Origin of the sequence: Pseudomonas sp. AU12215, from assembly GCF_001675465.2 — a bacterium.
Lineage (GTDB): Bacteria > Pseudomonadota > Gammaproteobacteria > Pseudomonadales > Pseudomonadaceae > Pseudomonas > Pseudomonas nitroreducens.
Genome location: NZ_MACM02000057.1, coordinates 1 through 19,013 on the forward strand (window position 1 = coordinate 1; position 19,013 = coordinate 19,013).

Genomic DNA, 19,013 nt, shown 5'->3' on the forward strand with positions numbered 1-19,013 from the left:
GACGGTGTCGGCGATCAATTGGTAGTCGCCGCGCCCTTCGAACAGCGAAATCTTGCCGCGCACCCGCACGGCCAGGCCGTCGCGCAGGGCCTGGCGCACCCGCAGGGCGTTCTGCCGGAACAGCGCGCAACGCACCTGGGCGTTGCTGTCCTTGAGGCTGAAGTACAGGTGACCGGACGCGGGCCGCGCGAGGTTGGAGATCTCGCCCTCGACCCACACCTGCGGGAACACGTCCTCCAGCAGGTGGCGGGCGCGCTGGTTTAGCTGGCTGACGGTCAGAACCTCGCGGTCGAGGCCCAGCCGTTGGAAGGGATCGTTCTGCATGGCGAAGGATGATAAGCGGGCCTGTGGAACGGGGCCAGCGCGCAAGCCGGATAAAGACTGCATTCAGATCGTCTGGTTACGTTGAGCCGCACCCCCCAGCTGGGATATAATGCCGCGCTTCCATTTTTCCCGATCGGGAGCCCCCGCCATGCTGCGCATCAGCCAAGAAGCCCTCACTTTCGACGACGTCCTCCTGATCCCAGGTTATTCGGAAGTCCTGCCCAAGGACGTGAGTCTGAAGACTCGCCTGACCCGTGGCATCGAACTGAACATCCCGCTGGTGTCCGCCGCGATGGATACCGTGACCGAAGCCCGCCTGGCCATCGCCATGGCGCAGGAAGGCGGCATCGGCATCATCCACAAGAACATGAGCATCGAGCAGCAGGCCGCCGAGGTCCGCAAGGTCAAGAAGCACGAGACCGCGATTGTTCGCGACCCGGTCACCGTGACCCCGTCGACCAAGATCATCGAGCTGCTGCAGATCGCCCGCGAGTACGGCTTCTCCGGCTTCCCGGTGGTGGAAGAGGGTGAGCTGGTCGGTATCGTCACCGGCCGCGACCTGCGCGTGAAGCCGAACATCGGCGACAGCGTGGCCGCGATCATGACCCCGAAGGGCAAACTGGTCACTGCCCGCGAGAACACCCCGCTGGAAGAGATCAAGGCGGCGCTCTACGAGAACCGCATCGAGAAGATGCTGATCGTCGACGAGAACTTCTACCTCACTGGCCTGGTGACCTTCCGCGACATCGAGAAGGCCAAGACCTACCCGCTGGCGTCCAAGGATGACCTGGGCCGCCTGCGCGTCGGCGCTGCGGTCGGCACTGGCGCCGATACCGGCGAGCGTGTTTCCGCCCTGGTCGCCGCCGGCGTTGACGTGGTTGTCGTCGATACCGCCCACGGCCACTCCAAAGGCGTGATCGATCGCGTCCGCTGGGTCAAGGAAACCTTCCCGCAAGTCCAGGTCATCGGCGGCAACATCGCCACCGGCGAAGCGGCCAAGGCACTGGCTGACGCTGGCGCCGACGCCGTCAAGGTCGGCATCGGCCCGGGCTCCATCTGCACCACCCGTATCGTCGCTGGCGTCGGCGTGCCGCAGATCTCCGCCATCGCCAACGTCGCCGCTGCCCTGGAAGGCACCGGCGTTCCGCTGATCGCCGACGGCGGCATCCGCTTCTCCGGCGACCTGGCCAAAGCCATGGTGGCTGGCGCCTACTGCGTGATGATGGGTTCGATGTTCGCCGGTACCGAAGAAGCGCCGGGCGAGATCGAGCTGTTCCAGGGTCGCTCCTACAAGTCCTACCGTGGCATGGGCTCCCTGGGCGCCATGGCCGGTTCCACCGGTTCCTCCGACCGCTACTTCCAGGACGCCTCCGCCGGCGCCGAGAAGCTGGTACCCGAAGGCATCGAAGGCCGCGTGCCCTATAAAGGCCAGCTGACCGCCATCGTCCACCAGCTGATGGGCGGCCTGCGCGCCGCCATGGGCTACACCGGCAGCGCCGATATCCAGGACATGCGCACCAAGCCGCAGTTCGTGCGCATCACCGGCGCCGGCATGGCCGAGTCCCACGTCCACGATGTGCAGATCACCAAGGAAGCCCCGAACTACCGCGTAGGTTGAGGGTTTCAGGTTAATGAGTCGGACACGGGGCTGGTTGATACAGCCCCGTGTCGTTTAAGAATTTCGCTACGAGAGATGGCCATGGCCCAAGACATTCACGCTCACCGGATCCTGATCCTCGACTTCGGCTCCCAGTACACCCAGCTGATCGCCCGCCGCGTCCGCGAGATCGGCGTGTACTGCGAGATCCACCCGTTCGACATGAGCGACGACGAGGTTCGTGCCTTCGCCCCGCGCGGCGTCATCCTGGCCGGCGGCCCGGAGTCGGTGCACGAGGCCAACAGCCCGCGCGCGCCGCAGGCGGTGTTCGACCTCAAGGTGCCGCTGTTCGGTATCTGCTACGGCATGCAGACCATGGCCGAGCAGATGGGCGGCAAGGTGCTGGGTTCGGACCTGCGCGAGTTCGGCTACGCCCGCGTTGACGTCGTCGGCAAGGCCCGCCTGCTCGACGGCATCGAAGATCACGTGGATGAGGACGGCGTCTTCGGCCTCGACGTGTGGATGAGCCACGGCGACAAGGTTACCGAGATTCCGGCCGGCTTCCACATCCTCGCCAGCACCCCGAGCTGCCCGATCGCCGCCATGGCGGACGATGCCCGTGGCTACTACGGCGTGCAGTTCCATCCGGAAGTGACCCACACCAAGCAGGGCGGTCGCATCCTCTCGCGCTTCGTGCTGGACATCTGCGGCTGCGAAGCCCTGTGGACTCCGTCCAACATCGTCAACGACGCCATCGCCACCGTGCGTGCCCAGGTCGGCAACTCCAAAGTGCTGCTGGGCCTGTCCGGCGGCGTGGACTCCTCGGTGGTCGCAGCCCTGCTGCACAAGGCCATCGGCGACCAGCTGACCTGCGTCTTCGTCGACAACGGCCTGCTGCGCCTGCACGAGGGTGACCAGGTGATGGCCATGTTCGCCGAGAACATGGGCGTCAAGGTGATCCGCGCCAACGCCGAAGAGAAGTTCCTCAGCCGTCTGGCCGGCGTCAGTGACCCGGAGCAGAAGCGCAAGATCATTGGCGGCAGCTTCATCGAAGTCTTCGATGAGGAAGCCACCAAGCTGAAGGACGTGAAGTTCCTCGCCCAGGGCACCATCTACCCCGACGTGATCGAGTCGGCCGGCGCCAAGACCGGCAAGGCCCACGTGATCAAGTCGCACCACAACGTCGGCGGCCTGCCCGAGGACATGCAGTTCGAACTGGTCGAGCCGCTGCGCGAGCTGTTCAAGGACGAAGTCCGCAAGATCGGCCTGGAGCTGGGCCTGCCCTACGACATGGTCTATCGCCATCCGTTCCCGGGCCCGGGCCTGGGCGTGCGCATCCTCGGCGAGGTGAAGAAGGAGTACGCCGACCTGCTGCGTCGCGCGGACCACATCTTCATCGAAGAGCTGCGCAACTTCGACTGGTACCACAAGACCAGCCAGGCCTTCGTGGTGTTCCAGCCGGTGAAATCCGTCGGCGTGGTCGGCGATGGCCGCCGTTACGCCTGGGTCGTTGCGCTGCGCGCCGTGGAAACCATCGACTTCATGACCGCTCGCTGGGCGCACCTGCCGTACGAGCTGCTGGAGAAGGTCTCGAATCGCATCATCAACGAGATCGACGGCATCTCCCGCGTCACCTACGACGTGTCGAGCAAGCCGCCAGCCACCATCGAGTGGGAATGATCGGAGACGTCTAAAACCTGCTTTGATCTGCTGCGCGTCGGCCGTAGGGCGTTGGAAAGCGCCCTCAGGTGCCCATTTACAGCTGTAAACTCCGCTCTTCGGGCGCTTTCCGCCTACTACGGCTCTAGCTCGCGAGATCGAATTCAGGTTTTAACGTTTCCTTAACGAGGAAAGCGGCAATCTCGCCGCTTTCTTCGACAGGCGAGGACGGGGATACCTGTCCTTGACCTGGCGCATGAGAGGCGTTTGCGCCTTCATGCACAGTTGCCTTCTGCTTCCTATGTGGGAAGCGGAGCAATGCAGCCGGCCGCAAGAGCCTGGCGCCGGGCGCGAACGCGCCAACCTCCGTGAAAGCCGATGGGGTCGCAAGTCCCTTGTTCGAGGAGTCTGGACCCATGTCGTTTACCCGTAGACAAGTACTCGGTGGCCTCGCTGGCCTGGCTGTCGTCGGCCTGGGCGCCGGTGGCGCGCGCATCTGGCTGGCGCGCCCGCAGGTAGCCGCCGAGCATGATTATGAACTGATCGCCGCGCCGCTGGACCTGGAGCTGGTGCCCGGCCACAAGACCCCTGGCCTGGGCTATGGCGGCCAGGCGCCCGGTGTGGAAATCCGTGCGCGCCAGGGCGACTGGCTGCGCGTGCGCTTCACCAACAAGCTGGACGAGCCGACCACCATCCACTGGCACGGCATCCGCCTGCCCATCGAGATGGACGGCGTGCCCTACATCTCGCAGCCGCCGGTGCAGCCGGGCGAGAGCTTCATCTACCAGTTCAAGACGCCGGACGCCGGCAGCTACTGGTACCACCCGCACCTGATGAGCAGCGAGCAACTGGGCCGCGGCCTGGTCGGGCCGCTGATCATCGACGAGCGCGAGCCCTCCGAGTTCACCAGCGAAAAGATCCTCAACCTGAAGACCTGGCACGTGGACGAGGAGGGCAACTTCACGCCCTTCAGCGTACCGCGCGAGGCCGCGCGCGAAGGGACTCGCGGACGCCTGTCGACCATCAACGGCGAACGTACCCCGGTGATCGAATTGCCGGCCGGCGAGATCGTCCGCGTGCGCATCCTCAACGTCGACAACACCGTGACCTACCGCCTCAACCTGCCGGACGCCGAGGCGAAGATCTACGCCATCGACGGCCACCCGGTGGCGCCGCGCGATTTCGGCAAGGGTCCGAATGACCAGTACTGGATCGGCCCGGGCATGCGCCTGGAACTGGGCATCCGCGGCCCGGCGGAAGGCGCCGAGCTGTCTCTGCGCAATGGCCCGGTGCGTCTGGCGACCATCCGTGGCGTCGCCAACCCGAAAGCGCCCACCGCCAAGTGGCCGGCGCCGCTGCCGCGCAACCCGGTGGCCGAGCCGGACCTGAAGAACGCCGAGACCATCAACTTCAAGTTCGAGTGGGTCGGCGCCATGTCCGACTACTCCAAGGGGCAGTCGGCGCCGTCGCTGTGGCAGATCAACGGCGTGGCCTGGCAGGGCGGCGAGGAGCACAAGCACAACGCGCCGCCGCTGGCCAAGCTCAAGGAAGGCAACAGCTATATCTTCGTGCTGCGCAACATGACCCAGTACCAGCATCCGATCCACCTGCACGGCATGGCCTTCAAGGTGCTGGATTCGGATCGCCGCGACATCATCCCGTACTTCACCGACACCTACCTGCTGGGCAAGAATGAGACGGCACGCGTGGCGCTGGTGGCGGATAACCCCGGCCTGTGGATGTTCCACTGCCACGTGATCGATCACATGGAGACCGGGCTGATGGGAACCATCGCGGTGGGCGAGGCATGGTGCGGCTGACCAACAGCAAGGGGCATCCGACGGTGAAGGGGCTGGCGCCGGTCATCGACCGCAGCCAGGACATCCCCTTCATGCGTGAAGCCATGGCCCTGGCCGAGCAGGGCGCGGCACTGGGCGAGGTGCCCGTGGGCGCTGTGCTGGTGCTGGACGGTCAGGTCATCGGCCGAGGCTTCAACCGCCCGATCAGCTCCCACGACCCCAGCGCCCATGCGGAAATGGTCGCCATCCGCGAGGCAGCCGCCGCCGCGCAGAACTACCGACTGCCCGGCAGCACGCTCTATGTCACCCTCGAACCCTGCAGCATGTGCGCCGGCCTGCTGGTGCACTCGCGCATCCAGCGTGTGGTGTTCGGCGCCACCGAGCCCAAGTCGGGCGTGGTGGTCAGCCGGGGTAACTTCTTCGAACAGGGCTTCCTCAACCACCGGGTGCTGGTGGAAGGTGGAGTGCTGGGAGAGGAATGTAGCGCGATGCTCTCTGCCTTCTTCAAGGCGCGTCGCAAGGGCTGAGCACTTCTGGAGTTGTGGGAGTGCGAGTCGGCGTGGATCAGCTCAGAGCTTCTGATTCCGCCCGTCGTCGTCATCGTCGGGCTTGGTCTTGTTCACGCCCGGCAGGTGCAGGCCGCTCTCGGCGAGCTGGCCGCCTTCCATCTGCGGCTGGGTCACCCAGGTGAGGATGTCGTAGTAGCGGCGCACGTTCTGCACGAAGTGCACCGTCTCGCCGCCGCGCGCGTAGCCGTAACGGGTCTTGCGGTAGTACTGCTTCTGCGACAGGCGCGGCAGCATCTTCTTCACATCCAGCCACTTGTTCGGGTTGAGGCCCTGCTGCTCGGCCATCTTGCGCGCGTCGTCGAGGTGCGCGCCGCCGATGTTGTAGGCGGCCAGGGCGAACCACATGCGGTCCGGGTCCTTGATGCTGTCGGGCAGCTCGTCCTTGATCTGCACGTAGTACTTGCTGCCGCCCTGGATGCTCTGCTTCGGGTCCAGGCGATTGGCCACGCCCATGGCCTGGGCGGTGCGGTTGGTCAGCATCATCAGGCCGCGCACGCCGGTCTTGGAGGTAGCGTCGGGCTGCCACATCGATTCCTGGTAGCCGATGGCCGCCAGCAGGCGCCAGTCTGCCTCGAGCTTGGTACCGCTCTGGCGGAAGTGCTGTTCGTACTTGGGCAGGCGTTGCTGCAGATGCTGGGCGAAGGTGTAGGCGCCGACATAACCGAGCACGTCCACATGGCCGTAATAGCGGTCCTTCAGGCGCTGCAGCAGACCATCCTGCTTGGCCTTGTCGAGGAAGGCGTTGACCTTCTCCAGCAGGCTGTTGTCATCCCCGGCCGGCAGCGCCCAGGCCAACCCCTTGGCGTCGCCAAGGTCGAAGGCGACACGAACGTTGGGGAAATACACCTGGTTCATTGCCAGTTCGTTGGAGTCGACCAGGGTCAGGTCGATCTCGCCGACGTCCACCATGCGCAGCAGGTCGACCATTTCGTCGGCATCGGATTCGCGGTACTCCAGCTTGGGGTACTGCTTCTTCAGTTCGGCCAGTTGCGCGGCGTGGCTGCTGCCTTTCAGGACGACGATGCGCTTGCCCTCCAGATCGTCCGGGCGGGTAGGGCGCTGGGCACCGTTGCGGTAGACAACCTGCGGGGTGACGTCGAGGTAGGAGTGCGAGTAGCGCACCTGGCTATCGCGTTCGCCGCCCGGCGTCAGTCCGGCGGCAGCCAGGTTCGGCCCGCCGTCGCGGCCGATGCGATCATAGAGGTCGTCGATGTTGTCGGCGGTTTCGATCTGCAGCTGTACGCCCAGGCTGTCGGCAAAGCGCTTGGCCAGCTCGTACTCGAAGCCGGTGTCGCCGTTGCGGTCCTGGAAGTAGGTGGCCGGACTGTTGCGGGTGATCACGCGCAGCACGCCGTCCTTCTGCACGCGCTCGAGGGCCGTCGGGGCTTTCGCCTCGCTACAGCCGCAAAGCAGCAGAAAGATACAGGTCGCCAAGATCCAGGCGGTGCAGCGCACACGGGACACAGTCAGGGCAAGCATCAGGGCAGTATACGCAAAGGCAGTTGTGCGCCATATCTCGACAGCCGACGGCTTCTCTGCTAGCTGGCGCGCCGTTCGTCGGCCTGTCGGACACGGAGGCCCGGACGCAAGCGCTCGCGCGGCCGTCGCTCGAAGGCATTCGAAGATGAATGGCGATTTTCGCGGGAGCAACGGCAAGGAAGGCGCTTGAGAGCTGCCGCCACGCAGCGCTTTACGGTAGAATGCACGGCCTCTGTGGGCCGGCCCGTCCGGCCCCACACACTTCCCCGTCTCCAGAGGCTGTTCCGACAATGCTGATCCTGCGCGGTGCTCCCGCCCTTTCCGCTTTCCGCCACGGCAAACTGCTCGACCTGCTGACCCAGCATGTGCCCGCCGTCACCGGGCTGTATGCCGAGTTTGCGCACTTCGCCGAGGTCACCGGAGCCCTCAACGCCGAGGAAGAACAAGTCCTGGCGCGCCTGCTGAAATACGGCCCGAGCGTCCCCGTGCAGGAGCCCGCCGGCCGTCTGTTCCTGGTGGTGCCGCGCTTCGGCACCATCTCGCCCTGGTCGAGCAAGGCCTCGGACATCGCCCGCAACTGCGGCCTGGCCAAGATCGAGCGCATCGAGCGCGGCATCGCCTACTACGTCAGCGGTGAGCTGAGCGAGGCCGACGTACAAGCCGTTGCCGCCCGCCTGCACGACCGCATGACCCAACTGGTTCTGAGCCAGCTCGAAGAGGCTTCCGCCCTGTTCAGCCACGCCCAGCCCAAGCCGCTGACCGTGGTGGACATCCTTGCCGGCGGTCGCGCCGCGCTGGAGAAGGCCAACCTTGAGCTGGGCCTGGCCCTGGCCGACGATGAGATCGACTACCTGGTGAAAAGCTTCGTCGAGATGGGTCGCAACCCGCACGACGTCGAGCTGATGATGTTCGCCCAGGCCAACTCCGAGCACTGCCGCCACAAGATCTTCAACGCCAGTTGGGACATCGACGGCCAGTCGCAGGACAAGAGCCTGTTCGGCATGATCAAGAACACCTATGAAATGCACCGCGAAGGCGTGCTGTCCGCGTACAAGGACAACGCTGCGGTCATGAAAGGCTACGTCGCCGGCCGCTTCTACCCGAACGCGGAAACCCGCGAGTACGCGGCGAGCGAAGAGCCCGTGCATATCCTGATGAAGGTGGAGACCCACAACCACCCGACCGCCATCGCTCCCTTCCCCGGTGCCTCCACCGGCTCCGGCGGCGAGATCCGCGACGAAGGCGCAACCGGCCGCGGCGCCAAGCCGAAGGCCGGCCTGGTCGGCTTCACCGTCTCCAACCTGAACATCCCCGGCTTCGAGCAGCCCTGGGAAGTGCCCTACGGCAAGCCCGAGCGCATCGTCACTCCGCTGGACATCATGATCGAAGGCCCGTTGGGCGGCGCCGCGTTCAACAACGAATTCGGCCGCCCGAACCTGGCCGGTTATTTCCGTACCTTCGAGCAGGCCATCGCCACTCCGCGTGGTGAGGAAGTCCGTGGTTACCACAAGCCGATCATGATCGCCGGTGGCCTGGGCAACATCCGCGAAGACCATGTGCAGAAGGGCGAGATCTCGGTCGGCGCCAAGCTGATCGTACTCGGCGGCCCGGCCATGCTGATCGGCCTGGGCGGCGGCGCGGCGTCCTCCATGGCCACCGGTGCTTCCGCCGCTGACCTGGACTTCGCCTCGGTGCAGCGCGAGAACCCGGAAATGGAACGCCGTTGCCAGGAGGTCATCGACCGCTGCTGGCAGATGGGCGAGAACAACCCGATCAAGTTCATCCACGACGTGGGCGCGGGCGGCATCTCCAACGCCCTGCCGGAACTGATCAACGACGGCGGCCGTGGCGGCCGCTTCGAACTGCGCGCCGTGCCCAACGACGAGCCGGGCATGAGCCCGCTGGAAATCTGGTGCAACGAGTCGCAGGAACGCTACGTGATGTCGGTCGACGCCGCCGACTTCGAGACCTTCAAGGCCATCTGCGAGCGCGAGCGCTGCCCGTTCGCCGTGGTCGGTGAAGCCACCGAAGAGAAGCAGCTGGCCGTCGCCGACAGCCACTTCGGCAACAATCCGGTGGACATGCCGCTGGAAGTACTGCTGGGCAAGCCGCCGCGCATGCACCGTTCGGTCACCCGCGAAGCCGAACTGGGCGATGACTTCGCCACTGTCGGCCTGGACCTGACCGAGTCCACTCAGCGTGTGCTGCGTCACCCGGCCGTGGCCAGCAAGAACTTCCTGATCACCATCGGCGACCGCACCATCACCGGCCTCGTGGCGCGCGACCAGTTGGTCGGCCCGTGGCAGGTGCCGGTGGCCGACTGCGCCGTCACCGCCACCAGCTTCGACGTCTACACCGGTGAAGCCATGGCGATGGGCGAGCGCACTCCGCTGGCCCTGATCGACGCCCCGGCCTCCGGCCGCATGGCGATCGGTGAGACCATCACCAACCTGGCCGCCGCGAGCATCGACAAGATCTCCGAGATCAAGCTCTCCGCCAACTGGATGGCCGCTGCCGGCCACCCGGGCGAAGACGCGCGCCTGTACGACACCGTCAAGGCTGTCGGTATGGAACTGTGTCCGGCGCTGGGCATCACCATCCCGGTGGGCAAGGACTCCATGTCCATGAAGACCCGCTGGCAGGATGGCGACGCCGAGAAGAGCGTGACCTCGCCGATGTCGCTGATCATCTCCGGCTTTGCCCCGGTCAACGACGTACGCAAGACCCTGACTCCGCAACTGCGCCTGGACAAGGGCGAGACCGACCTGATCGCCATCGATCTGGGCCGTGGCAAGAACCGCATGGGCGGCTCGATCCTCGCCCAGGTCAACGGCCAGATCGGCCGCGCTGCGCCGGACGTCGACGATGCCGAAGACCTGAAGGCCTTCTTCGCTGTGATCCAGGGCCTGAACGCCGACGGCCACCTGCTGGCCTACCACGACCGTTCCGACGGTGGCCTGATGGCCACCGTGGTGGAAATGGCCTTCGCCGGTCATTGCGGTCTGGACCTGAACCTCGACGCGCTGGCCGACAGCCGTGACGAGCTGACCGCCGCCCTGTTCAACGAAGAGCTGGGCGCCGTCATCCAGGTTCGCTCCGCCGCCACCCCGGAAGTGCTGGCCCAGTTCAGCGCTGCCGGCCTGGAAGACTGCGTCGCCGTCATCGGCCAGCCGGTCAACGGCGCCGAGATCAACCTGGACTTCAATGGCGAGCGCGTCTTCAACGACCAGCGCCGCAACCTGCAGCGTATCTGGAGCGAAACCAGCTACCGTATCCAGCGCATGCGCGACAACGCCGACTGCGCCGACCAGGAATTCGACGGCCTGCTGGACGAGGACAACCCCGGCCTGTCGGTGAAGCTGAGCTTCGACGTCAACGACAACATCGCCGCGCCCTACATCAAGAAAGGTGTGCGTCCGCAGATCGCCATCCTGCGCGAGCAGGGCGTCAACGGCCAGGTCGAGATGGCGGCTGCCTTCGACCGCGCCGGCTTCGCCGCAGTCGACGTGCACATGAGCGATATCCTCGCCGGCCGCATCAGTCTGGAGCAGTTCAAGGGCCTGGTGGCCTGCGGCGGCTTCTCCTACGGCGATGTGCTGGGCGCCGGCGAAGGCTGGGCCAAGTCGATCCTGTTCAATGCCCGTGCCCGCGATGGCTTCCAGGCCTTCTTCGAGCGCAAGGACAGCTTCGCACTGGGCGTGTGCAACGGTTGCCAGATGATGTCCAACCTGCACGAGCTGATCCCCGGCACCGAGTTCTGGCCGCACTTCGTGCGCAACCGCTCCGAGCAGTTCGAGGCGCGCGTGGCGATGGTTCAGGTGCAGGAGTCGCAGTCGATCTTCCTGCAGGGCATGGCCGGTTCGCGCCTGCCGATCGCCATCGCCCACGGCGAAGGCCATGCGGAGTTCGAAAGCGAGGAAGCCCTGCTCGAAGCCGACCTGTCCGGTACCGTGGCCATGCGCTTCGTCGACAGCCTGGGCAAGGTCACCGAGACCTACCCGGCCAACCCGAACGGCTCGCCCCGTGGTATCACCGGCCTGACCAGCCGCGACGGCCGTGTCACCATCATGATGCCGCACCCGGAGCGAGTGTTCCGCGCCGTGCAGAATTCCTGGCGTCCGGACGAGTGGGAAGAGGACGGCGGCTGGATGCGCATGTTCCGCAATGCCCGCGTCTGGGTCGGCTGAGTTCGGCCTTCATGCGTGACGAAAAAGGGGAAAGCTTCGGCTTTCCCCTTTTTCTTTGCCTGGCCATCGCTGGAGGCTGCCTTGGCTGACGACCCCGTGCTTCCCGAAGTTCGCCCGGTGACGTCGGGGCAGGTGCTGCTCCTGTGTCGCTGTGGACATTGCGCGAGTCTGCCGGATGCTGCCGAGCAATGCCCGGATGTGCTGGAACTCACGGTGAAGCGCGAGCGTTACCTGCTGCTCTGCCGCTGCGGCCGGTCTGCCGAACTACCCTACTGCGATGGCCAGCATTCAAGGCGCCGGGAGCTTCGTTAGCGGCGCAGAACGGCTGAAGGAAGAACGGTGGCGAGTGGCCTGTGTCGACGGATCAACTCATCAGGTCCGCAGTGGTGGTCTGGCTGTTCCTGGCTTCAATCACTTTGCTCAGGTCGGGGAAGTGACGGGGCATCTTGTGCACCGCGTCGGCGCCGAGCTTGTCGTAGACCAGCATGGCGTGATCCCGGTAGTTGGCCAGGAATACCGCATAAGGGTTGAAGCGCCGCAAGAACGGCTGGGCCGCGCGGAAGACCGCTTGTACTTCGTCCCTATTCATGCCGCTGACCGTTTCATGGTGCCAGCGTCCGCCCAGGGGCGTGGGACGGGCCATCCAGGCGCGGGTAACGCCGAAGCGTTCCTGTTCCTTATGGATGGGGGAGCCAGGCTCCAGCGAGAAGGTGCCGCGGTGAATCGAGTAGATGTAGTCGCGGTTGCGGTCCAGGAAGCGCAGTGTGTTGTGGAATTCTTCCTCGGTTTCGGTTGGGAAACCGCAGATCATGTAGACATGGTTGGCAATCCCCGCGGCGTGGGCATTGCGCAATACCTGTTCGACATCGTCGATTTTCGTGCCCTTGTCCATCAGGTCGAGAATGCGTTGTGTGCCGCTTTCCAGGCCCCAGAGCAGGTACTTGCAACCGGAACGCGCCATCTTGGCGAGAATCTCGGGGGTGAAGGTGCGGTTGGGCTTGCTCAGGGCGTAGTAGGAAATATCCAGGCCAGACTCGATGATGGCATCCGCCAACTTGGCAAAATGGCCGGGAGCGATCATTTCATCGACGAACGAGAAGTGCCGGATGCCCTTTTCGACAAAGCCTCGGAGCATGTCGATGACCATTTCCAGGCCATGCAGGCGATAAGTCAGCCCGGCGGACATGTAATGCACGCAGAAAGTACAGCGGCGCCAGTAGCAGCCGCGTGACAGCAGCAAAGGGATGACGGGAGTGGGGGAGTAATAGCGGTCAAGCGTCAGGTCGCCGAAGTCCGGCTTGCCGTAGGCGTCGATATCCCGACGGTATTCGGAGGGGTTGCGTTTGACTTCACCAGCCTCGAAAAACACGGCGCCCGGCACATTCGCTGGTGAGCCACCTTGCAGCAGCAGTTGCTTGAGAGGCTCTTCGCCATCGCCATCGATGATGACGTCTGCCGAATGGGGATACCAGCGGAGGAAGTCTTCCGCGCCTGCCGTAAAGCAGCTGCCGCCAAAGAAGACCTTGCGCCCGGTGACTTGCCGCACCAGGCGTCCGAACGCCGCACCGATGGGCAGTTGCTGGCTGAAGATCATGGAGAAGCCATAGCAGTCAGCCTGCTCCTTGATAATGAGGTCGAAGGCTTCTGAGAGCAGCGGGGTGAGGTGGGCGCCCTGGTGCAGGTCATCGGCCTCGCGCCCGAGTATTTCGCTCATCATGTGCGTGAGGGTGAGCAGCAATTCACCGTGTTGATCGTAGGCGACCGGGTCGCCGTAGAAGTCCTTCATCGATTTGCCACGGAAGAAGTCTGGTGTTTCCAGCAGTGCAGCGAGGCTGCTGGGGCTTGTCCCGGGTATCTGCAGGAACCCGCTGCGCAACATCTCGAACAATCGTTCGTAGCACCACAGGTTCAGGTCCAGCACCTTCACGTCCCAATTGGGCAGTTCCCGCTCGATGTAGCCCTTGAGCATCGGAGCACCCAGGGGCGGCGAGGTGGGGGTGGTCATCGGTGGGTAGATCAGTAGAAGTTTCTGGCGGCGCGTGGAGCCGTCGGGGTTGGAGCGGGCGATGAGGTCGTTCATGGTTCAGTACCGTACGAGTGGGAAGGACCGTGCAGTTATCGCCTCATCCCACGGCGGGTGCTGTGACCAGAGCGCCCAAAAAATCTCTTAGGGATTTACCCTACGCAGTAAGAAGAAATTTCGTTCGAAAAATCTCATTCAATGCTCAACAAGCTAGGTTGGTTATGCGGAATAGTCTGACGGCTTCCGCTCACCGCTTCGGCAAAGTGGAGCTCGAAGTCGGTCACAGATTTCATACAAAGGACCTCCCTGACGAACCAGCAGGGAGCCGGACGGTCGAACTTGGACGACGACTTGTCGGTCGCAAGAGGCAAAGTGCCACTATTTGTGGCAGCATTTGTCACCCGTGGCGCGTCTTGCCACGGTCGTGTCCCCGTTTCGATCGGAGTCTCCGATGTACAAACTGTGTTTCTACGTTCCGGAAAGCCATCTGGAATCGGTCAAGAAAGCGGTGTTCGCCGCCGGTGCAGGACGCATCGGTGCCTATGACAGCTGCAGCTGGCAGGCACTCGGACAGGGACAGTTCCGCCCCTTGCAGGGCAGCAATCCGTTCATCGGCCAGGCCGGCAGCATCGAGCAGGTCGCCGAATGGAAGGTGGAGATGGTGGTCGCCGACGAGTTGATCCATGACTCGGTCAAGGCCCTCAAGCAGGCTCATCCTTATGAGACGCCGGCCTTCGAGGTCTGGCGGCTGTCGGACATGGTGTTCTGAACCATACGAAAAAGGCGCCCGCGGGCGCCTTTTTCATGCTGCTGCCCTTACGGGCGAATCTCGATCAGCGTGCCGTCCTTGACCAGGCTCCAGACCTCGCGCATGTCGGCATTGGTCATGGCGATGCAGCCGTTGGTCCAGTCCAGGGTCGAGAAGTACCACTCGGGGTATTCATCATCCATCGGGGTGCCGTGGATCATGATCATGCCGCCCGGCTGCAGGCTCTTTTCCCGCGCCTTGGCCACGTCGCGGGCGTTGGGGTAGGAGATGTGCATGGAGAGGTTGTACTTGTCGCTGGTCTTGCGCCAGTCGACCCAGTAGAAGCCCTCCGGCGTGCGGTTGTCGCCCTCGGCCAGTTTCGGGCCCTGCGGGCGCTTGCCCAGGGACACGCGGTAGCTCTTGAGCACCTTGCCGTTGCTCATGAGGTGCAATTTGCGCTCGGACTTGAGCACGAGAATCTTGTCGATGTGACCGTCGAGCGTGGGCGTCGCGTTGGCATGCGAGAACGCTGCGAAGGTCAGACAAAGTACGGCAATCAACCAGCGCATCGAGTGGTGTTCCCCGGTAGTTCCTAAAGCCTTAGAGGCGGTAAATGAGCTTATAAGTTCTTTTTCTGTGCAAGCATTGGGAGAATCCCTTCATTGCGTATCGGGAAGTTCTGAATGACCCGATCCGCCAGGAAATATTCTAAGGTACGACCCACGGTGGGGAAAGCCAGCTCACCCCACGGAATGTCGGATTCTTCGAAGAGCCGTACTTCCAGGCTTTCGTCGCCGGCACAGAAGTCGAGGTCGGTGAGTTCGGCACGGAAGAAGATATAAACCTGGCTGATATGCGGCAGATCAAAGACCGTATAAAGCTGCAGGTCGTGGACGCGGGCATTGGCTTCTTCAAGCGTTTCGCGAGCGGCGGCCTGTTCCAGGGTTTCACCGTTTTCCATGAAGCCCGCCGGCAGCGTCCAGTATCCTCGGCGCGGATCGATGGCACGGCGGCAGAGAAGGATGCGCCCATGCCAGGCCGGCAGGCAGCCGGCAACGATGCGCGGGTTCTGGTAATGAACAGTCTGGCACTGGTCGCAGACGAAGCGCAGGCGGTTGTCGCCGCTGGGGATGCGCAGGCTTACGCAGGCGCCGCACTGACTGCAGAATTTCATGCCGTTTCCTTGTTTTTCGATGCGGCAATCTTGCGCGCTGCGTGGTGCACCCAGCAAGGGGCGGGGGTTGGGCAGGGACGTCTTTCGTGCCATGATCCTTCAATTAGAAGAATCGGCCCCCGCAGGATGTTCGGCATGCTGGACCAGCTGCGCCAACGCATACAGACGCACCAACCAAGCGACCTTGAAACGGACCACAGCTTCCCCGAGGCGGCGGTTCTGCTTCCCATCACACCCCAGGAAGAGCTCGTGCTCACCCTGCGCGCGACCGGGCTCTCGACCCATAGCGGCGAGGTGGCCTTCCCCGGCGGGCGCCGTGATCCTGAGGACGTCGACCTGATCCACACCGCGCTGCGCGAGGCGCAGGAGGAAATCGCCCTGCCGCCGGGGCTGGTGGAGGTGGTCGGTCCGTTGAGCACTCTGGTGTCGCGGCACGGCATCCTGGTCAAGCCATTCGTCGGCTTCGTCCCCGATTTCGTGGAGTACCGTCCCAATGACGGCGAGATCGACGCCGTGTTCAAGGTGCCACTGGAGTTCTTCCGTGGCGACCCGCGGGAAACCACCCACCGCATCGACTATTTCGGCCGCAGCTGGTACGTCCCGAGCTACCTGTTCGAGGGCTACAAGATCTGGGGCCTGTCCGCGATCATGCTGGTCGAGTTGCTGAACCTGCTGTACGACGCCCGTATCGACCTGCACCAGCCGCCATCGAAGTTCATCAAGCTGAGCTGAGACCCGATAATAACGAGCGGCCACCGTCTGAGGAGAAATCATGAAGTACCGCCTGGGCTCTTCCCGAGTCGAAACCCATCCGGAAAGCTGGATCGCCCCCAACGCCACGGTGGTCGGCAAGGTGCGCCTCGACGCCGGCGCCAGCGTCTGGTTCAACGCCGTGCTGCGCGGCGACAACGAGCTGATCCACATCGGCGAGCACAGTAATGTGCAGGACGGCACCGTCATGCATACCGACATGGGCTTCCCGCTGACCCTGGGCAAGGGCGTGACCATCGGCCACAACGCCATGCTGCACGGCTGCCAGGTAGGCGACTACAGCCTCGTCGGCATCAACGCGGTGATCCTCAATGGCGCGAAGATCGGCAAGTACTGCATCATCGGCGCCAACGCGCTGATCCCCGAGGGCAAGGAAATCCCCGACGGCTCCCTGGTCATGGGCTCCCCCGGCAAGGTGGTGCGCGAGCTGACCGAGCCGCAGAAGAAGATGCTCGAAGCCAGCGCTGCCCACTACGTACACAACGCCCAGCGCTACGCCCGCGACCTGGCCGAGCAGGAAAATGACTGAAGAACGTCCCGTCGCCTCGCCCTGCGTGCACGTCTGCGCGCTGGACGATGCCGACATCTGCCTGGGTTGCCAGCGCAGCGCTGCCGAAATCACCCGCTGGGGGCTCATGGACAACGCCGAACGGCGCGAAGTGCTTCAGCGTTGCGAACAGCGTGCCCGCGAACAAGGCGTGCTGGTCTAGCACGCCGTCGATTTTTCCCTTCTTGAGGTTTCCCGCAATGCCCCGTATTGGAACTCCCTTGTCGCCGAGCGCGACCCGCGTACTGCTCTGTGGCTCCGGCGAGCTGGGCAAGGAAGTGGCGATCGAACTGCAGCGCCTGGGCTGCGAAGTCATCGCCGTGGACCGCTACGCGAACGCGCCGGCCATGCAGGTCGCGCATCGCAGCCACGTGATCAGCATGCTCGACGGCGTTGCCCTGCGCGCGGTGATCGAGCAGGAGAAGCCGCACTACATCGTGCCGGAGATCGAGGCCATCGCCACCGCGACCCTGGTCGAGTTGGAGAACGAAGGCTACACGGTCATCCCGACCGCGCGCGCCGCGCAGCTGACCATGAACCGCGAAGGCATCCGTCGCCTGGCCGCTGAAGAGCTGGGCCTGCCCACTTCGCCCTATCACTTTGCCGATACCTACGAGGATTACGCTGCGGGCGTCGCCGCCGTGGGCTATCCGTGCGTGGTGAAACCGATCATGAGTTCCTCGGGCAAGGGCCAGAGCGTGCTCAAGTCCGACGCCGACCTGAAGACCGCATGGGATTACGCTCAGGAAGGCGGCCGCGCCGGCAAGGGCCGGGTGATCGTCGAGGGCTTCATCGACTTCGACTATGAAATCACCCTGCTGACCGTACGCCACATCGGTGGCACTACCTTCTGCGCGCCCATCGGCCACCGCCAGGTGAAGGGCGACTACCACGAGTCCTGGCAGCCGCAGGCGATGAGCCCGAAGGCGCTGGCCGAGTCCGAGCGCGTGGCCAAGGCGGTCACCGAAGCGCTGGGCGGCCGTGGTCTGTTCGGCGTGGAACTGTTCGTGAAGGGCGATGAAGTGTGGTTCAGCGAAGTCTCGCCACGCCCGCACGACACCGGCCTGGTGACGCTGATTTCCCAGGACCTCTCCGAATTCGCCCTGCATGCCCGCGCTATCCTCGGCCTGCCGATTCCGGTGATCCGCCAACTGGGCGATTCCGCCTCGGCGGTGATCCTGGTGGAAGGCAAGTCGCAGCAGGTTTCCTTCGGTAATCTCGGCGCCGCCCTGAGCGAACCAGACACCGCCCTGCGCCTGTTCGGCAAGCCCGAGGTGGATGGCCAGCGCCGTATGGGCGTTGCTCTGGCGCGCGACGAGTCGATCGACGCCGCCCGCGCCAAGGCCACCCGTTCGGCCCAGGCGGTCAACGTCCAGCTGTGAGCCGCTGGGCGGGGCTGATGTGGTGGGCGGCGGCATTGCCGCTGTTGCCGTTGGCCCTGCCCATGGCCGTGCGTACCAGGCGCACGGCCTTGCGCCTGGCTCCCGCCGCGGGCGTCTGCGAAGGCGTTGCAGGCGCGGAGTTTCCTGGCGAACCTTTTCGTCTTCTCCTGCTGGGTGAGTCCACGGTCGCCGGCGTTGGTGCGTCCTGCCTGGACTTTGCGCTGGCCGGGCGGCTGGCGTTGGCGCTATCGAGCCGCCTGGAGCGTCCTGTTGCCTGGCGTGCGGTAGGGGAGAACGGCATTACTGCCGCAGAGGCCTGCGAGCGCCTGCTGCCGGTGGCGACTGATCAGGATTACGAGCTGGTGGCGCTGGTCTTCGGCGTCAACGACACTACGCATTTCAGCTCCGGCCAGCATTGGCTGGGGGCTCTTGAGCAATTGATCGCGCATTTTCGTGGTCGCGGCGCACGGGTCGTCTGCACGGCGGTGCCGCCATTGCAGCATTTCACGGCGTTACCCTGGTTGTTGCGCCGGCTGCTCGGCTGGCGCGCAGCGCTGCTGGATCGTCAGCTCAGAAGCCTCGCCTTGGCGCAGGGGGCGGGGTATTGCGGCGTCAGCCTGGAGATGCAGCCACAGTTCCTTGCCATCGATGGCTATCACCCGTCGGCGCTGGGTTATCAGGTCTGGGGCGAACACCTGGCCCAATGGCTGGTTTTCCAGGATCGAACCCTTCTGTAGGAGCGAGCAAGCTCGCT

Annotated in this window: 17 protein-coding genes; 12 read left to right on the forward strand and 5 right to left on the reverse strand. The window is 64.3% G+C overall.

Going from position 1 to position 19,013, the window contains the following annotated elements; all coding sequences use genetic code 11:
* Window positions 1-324: exodeoxyribonuclease VII large subunit (locus tag A9513_RS13230; protein WP_141678391.1), on the reverse strand; the 324-nt coding region annotated here is incomplete at its 3' end.
* A 148-nt stretch (window positions 325-472) separates the two neighbouring features.
* Between A9513_RS13230 and guaB the strand changes: the two genes are divergently transcribed.
* The 4 genes from guaB to tadA all read left to right on the forward strand — a co-directional run bounded on the left by guaB (window position 473) and on the right by tadA (window position 5,906).
* Window positions 473-1,942, forward strand: coding sequence for an IMP dehydrogenase (gene guaB / locus A9513_RS13235; protein WP_065084987.1), 1,470 nt, complete (start codon window positions 473-475; stop codon window positions 1,940-1,942).
* 81 nt (window positions 1,943-2,023) lie between these two features.
* On the forward strand, window positions 2,024-3,601 hold the full coding sequence (guaA, locus tag A9513_RS13240; RefSeq protein ID WP_024762984.1) for a glutamine-hydrolyzing GMP synthase: 1,578 nt from the start codon (window positions 2,024-2,026) through the stop codon (window positions 3,599-3,601).
* A gap of 395 nt (window positions 3,602-3,996) precedes the next feature.
* The gene (locus tag A9513_RS13245) at window positions 3,997-5,400 is read left to right on the forward strand and encodes a multicopper oxidase family protein (protein ID WP_065084988.1); all 1,404 of its coding nucleotides are present in this window, start codon (window positions 3,997-3,999) and stop codon (window positions 5,398-5,400) included.
* The gene (gene tadA / locus A9513_RS13250) at window positions 5,391-5,906 is read left to right on the forward strand and encodes a tRNA adenosine(34) deaminase TadA (protein WP_176707238.1); all 516 of its coding nucleotides are present in this window, start codon (window positions 5,391-5,393) and stop codon (window positions 5,904-5,906) included. Before A9513_RS13245 ends, tadA begins: the two co-directional genes overlap by 10 nt.
* A gap of 42 nt (window positions 5,907-5,948) precedes the next feature.
* Here the strand turns inward: tadA and mltF are convergent, their stop codons facing one another.
* On the reverse strand, window positions 5,949-7,427 hold the full coding sequence (gene mltF / locus A9513_RS13255; protein ID WP_065084990.1) for a membrane-bound lytic murein transglycosylase MltF: 1,479 nt from the start codon (window positions 7,425-7,427) through the stop codon (window positions 5,949-5,951).
* Window positions 7,428-7,717: 290 nt separating this feature from the next.
* Here mltF and purL point away from each other — a divergent pair, with 290 nt between their 5' ends.
* On the forward strand, window positions 7,718-11,614 hold the full coding sequence (gene purL / locus A9513_RS13260) for a phosphoribosylformylglycinamidine synthase (protein ID WP_065084991.1): 3,897 nt from the start codon (window positions 7,718-7,720) through the stop codon (window positions 11,612-11,614).
* Between the two features lie 213 nt (window positions 11,615-11,827).
* Window positions 11,828-11,926: a CDGSH iron-sulfur domain-containing protein gene (locus tag A9513_RS36490; protein WP_255302852.1), complete on the forward strand. Its 99-nt coding sequence runs from the start codon at window positions 11,828-11,830 to the stop codon at window positions 11,924-11,926.
* Between the two features lie 52 nt (window positions 11,927-11,978).
* Here A9513_RS36490 and A9513_RS13265 read toward each other — a convergent pair whose 3' ends face one another.
* A complete protein-coding gene (locus A9513_RS13265; protein WP_024762989.1) occupies window positions 11,979-13,694 on the reverse strand; it encodes a radical SAM protein in 1,716 nt (571 codons plus the stop codon).
* A 394-nt stretch (window positions 13,695-14,088) separates the two neighbouring features.
* Here A9513_RS13265 and A9513_RS13270 point away from each other — a divergent pair, with 394 nt between their 5' ends.
* Window positions 14,089-14,406 carry a YqfO family protein gene (locus A9513_RS13270; protein ID WP_024762990.1) on the forward strand — a complete coding sequence of 106 codons (318 nt, stop codon included), beginning with the start codon at window positions 14,089-14,091 and terminating at the stop codon, window positions 14,404-14,406.
* A 47-nt stretch (window positions 14,407-14,453) separates the two neighbouring features.
* Here A9513_RS13270 and A9513_RS13275 read toward each other — a convergent pair whose 3' ends face one another.
* Together A9513_RS13275 and A9513_RS13280 are read right to left on the reverse strand one after the other, a co-directional pair.
* Entirely contained in the window at window positions 14,454-14,954 is a 501-nt protein-coding gene (locus tag A9513_RS13275) for a murein L,D-transpeptidase family protein (protein WP_024762991.1), read from the reverse strand.
* 50 nt (window positions 14,955-15,004) lie between these two features.
* Entirely contained in the window at window positions 15,005-15,559 is a 555-nt protein-coding gene (locus tag A9513_RS13280) for an NUDIX hydrolase (RefSeq protein WP_024762992.1), read from the reverse strand.
* Window positions 15,560-15,685: 126 nt separating this feature from the next.
* Here A9513_RS13280 and A9513_RS13285 point away from each other — a divergent pair, with 126 nt between their 5' ends.
* The 5 genes from A9513_RS13285 to A9513_RS13305 are packed head-to-tail and all read left to right on the forward strand — an operon-like array spanning window position 15,686 to window position 18,996.
* Window positions 15,686-16,291 carry a CoA pyrophosphatase gene (locus A9513_RS13285; protein ID WP_024762993.1) on the forward strand — a complete coding sequence of 202 codons (606 nt, stop codon included), beginning with the start codon at window positions 15,686-15,688 and terminating at the stop codon, window positions 16,289-16,291.
* Window positions 16,292-16,331: 40 nt separating this feature from the next.
* Window positions 16,332-16,859 (forward strand): gamma carbonic anhydrase family protein, encoded by a 528-nt coding sequence (locus A9513_RS13290; protein ID WP_024762994.1) that lies wholly within the window; start codon window positions 16,332-16,334, stop codon window positions 16,857-16,859.
* A complete protein-coding gene (locus A9513_RS13295) occupies window positions 16,852-17,040 on the forward strand; it encodes a DUF1289 domain-containing protein (RefSeq protein WP_024762995.1) in 189 nt (62 codons plus the stop codon). Before A9513_RS13290 ends, A9513_RS13295 begins: the two co-directional genes overlap by 8 nt.
* Before the next feature lie 37 nt (window positions 17,041-17,077).
* Window positions 17,078-18,259, forward strand: coding sequence for a formate-dependent phosphoribosylglycinamide formyltransferase (gene purT / locus A9513_RS13300; protein ID WP_024762996.1), 1,182 nt, complete (start codon window positions 17,078-17,080; stop codon window positions 18,257-18,259).
* Window positions 18,256-18,996, forward strand: a complete 741-nt coding sequence (locus A9513_RS13305) for an SGNH/GDSL hydrolase family protein (RefSeq protein ID WP_024762997.1) — start codon at window positions 18,256-18,258, stop codon at window positions 18,994-18,996. Before purT ends, A9513_RS13305 begins: the two co-directional genes overlap by 4 nt.
* Window positions 18,997-19,013 lie beyond the last annotated feature (17 nt).

Bases quoted from the DNA above. Each gene is read 5' to 3' on its own strand.
- A9513_RS13245 (WP_065084988.1), top strand. From the start codon at position 3,997: ATGTCGTTTACCCGTAGACAAGTACTCGGTGGCCTCGCTGGCCTGGCT.
- A9513_RS13275 (WP_024762991.1), bottom strand. From the start codon at position 14,954: ATGCGCTGGTTGATTGCCGTACTTTGTCTGACCTTCGCAGCGTTCTCG.
- mltF (WP_065084990.1), bottom strand. From the start codon at position 7,427: ATGCTTGCCCTGACTGTGTCCCGTGTGCGCTGCACCGCCTGGATCTTG.
- purT (WP_024762996.1), top strand. From the start codon at position 17,078: ATGCCCCGTATTGGAACTCCCTTGTCGCCGAGCGCGACCCGCGTACTG.
- A9513_RS13280 (WP_024762992.1), bottom strand. From the start codon at position 15,559: ATGAAATTCTGCAGTCAGTGCGGCGCCTGCGTAAGCCTGCGCATCCCC.
- A9513_RS13295 (WP_024762995.1), top strand. From the start codon at position 16,852: ATGACTGAAGAACGTCCCGTCGCCTCGCCCTGCGTGCACGTCTGCGCG.
- guaA (WP_024762984.1), top strand. From the start codon at position 2,024: ATGGCCCAAGACATTCACGCTCACCGGATCCTGATCCTCGACTTCGGC.
- A9513_RS13270 (WP_024762990.1), top strand. From the start codon at position 14,089: ATGTACAAACTGTGTTTCTACGTTCCGGAAAGCCATCTGGAATCGGTC.
- guaB (WP_065084987.1), top strand. From the start codon at position 473: ATGCTGCGCATCAGCCAAGAAGCCCTCACTTTCGACGACGTCCTCCTG.
- A9513_RS13290 (WP_024762994.1), top strand. From the start codon at position 16,332: ATGAAGTACCGCCTGGGCTCTTCCCGAGTCGAAACCCATCCGGAAAGC.
- A9513_RS13265 (WP_024762989.1), bottom strand. From the start codon at position 13,694: ATGAACGACCTCATCGCCCGCTCCAACCCCGACGGCTCCACGCGCCGC.
- A9513_RS13285 (WP_024762993.1), top strand. From the start codon at position 15,686: ATGTTCGGCATGCTGGACCAGCTGCGCCAACGCATACAGACGCACCAA.
- purL (WP_065084991.1), top strand. From the start codon at position 7,718: ATGCTGATCCTGCGCGGTGCTCCCGCCCTTTCCGCTTTCCGCCACGGC.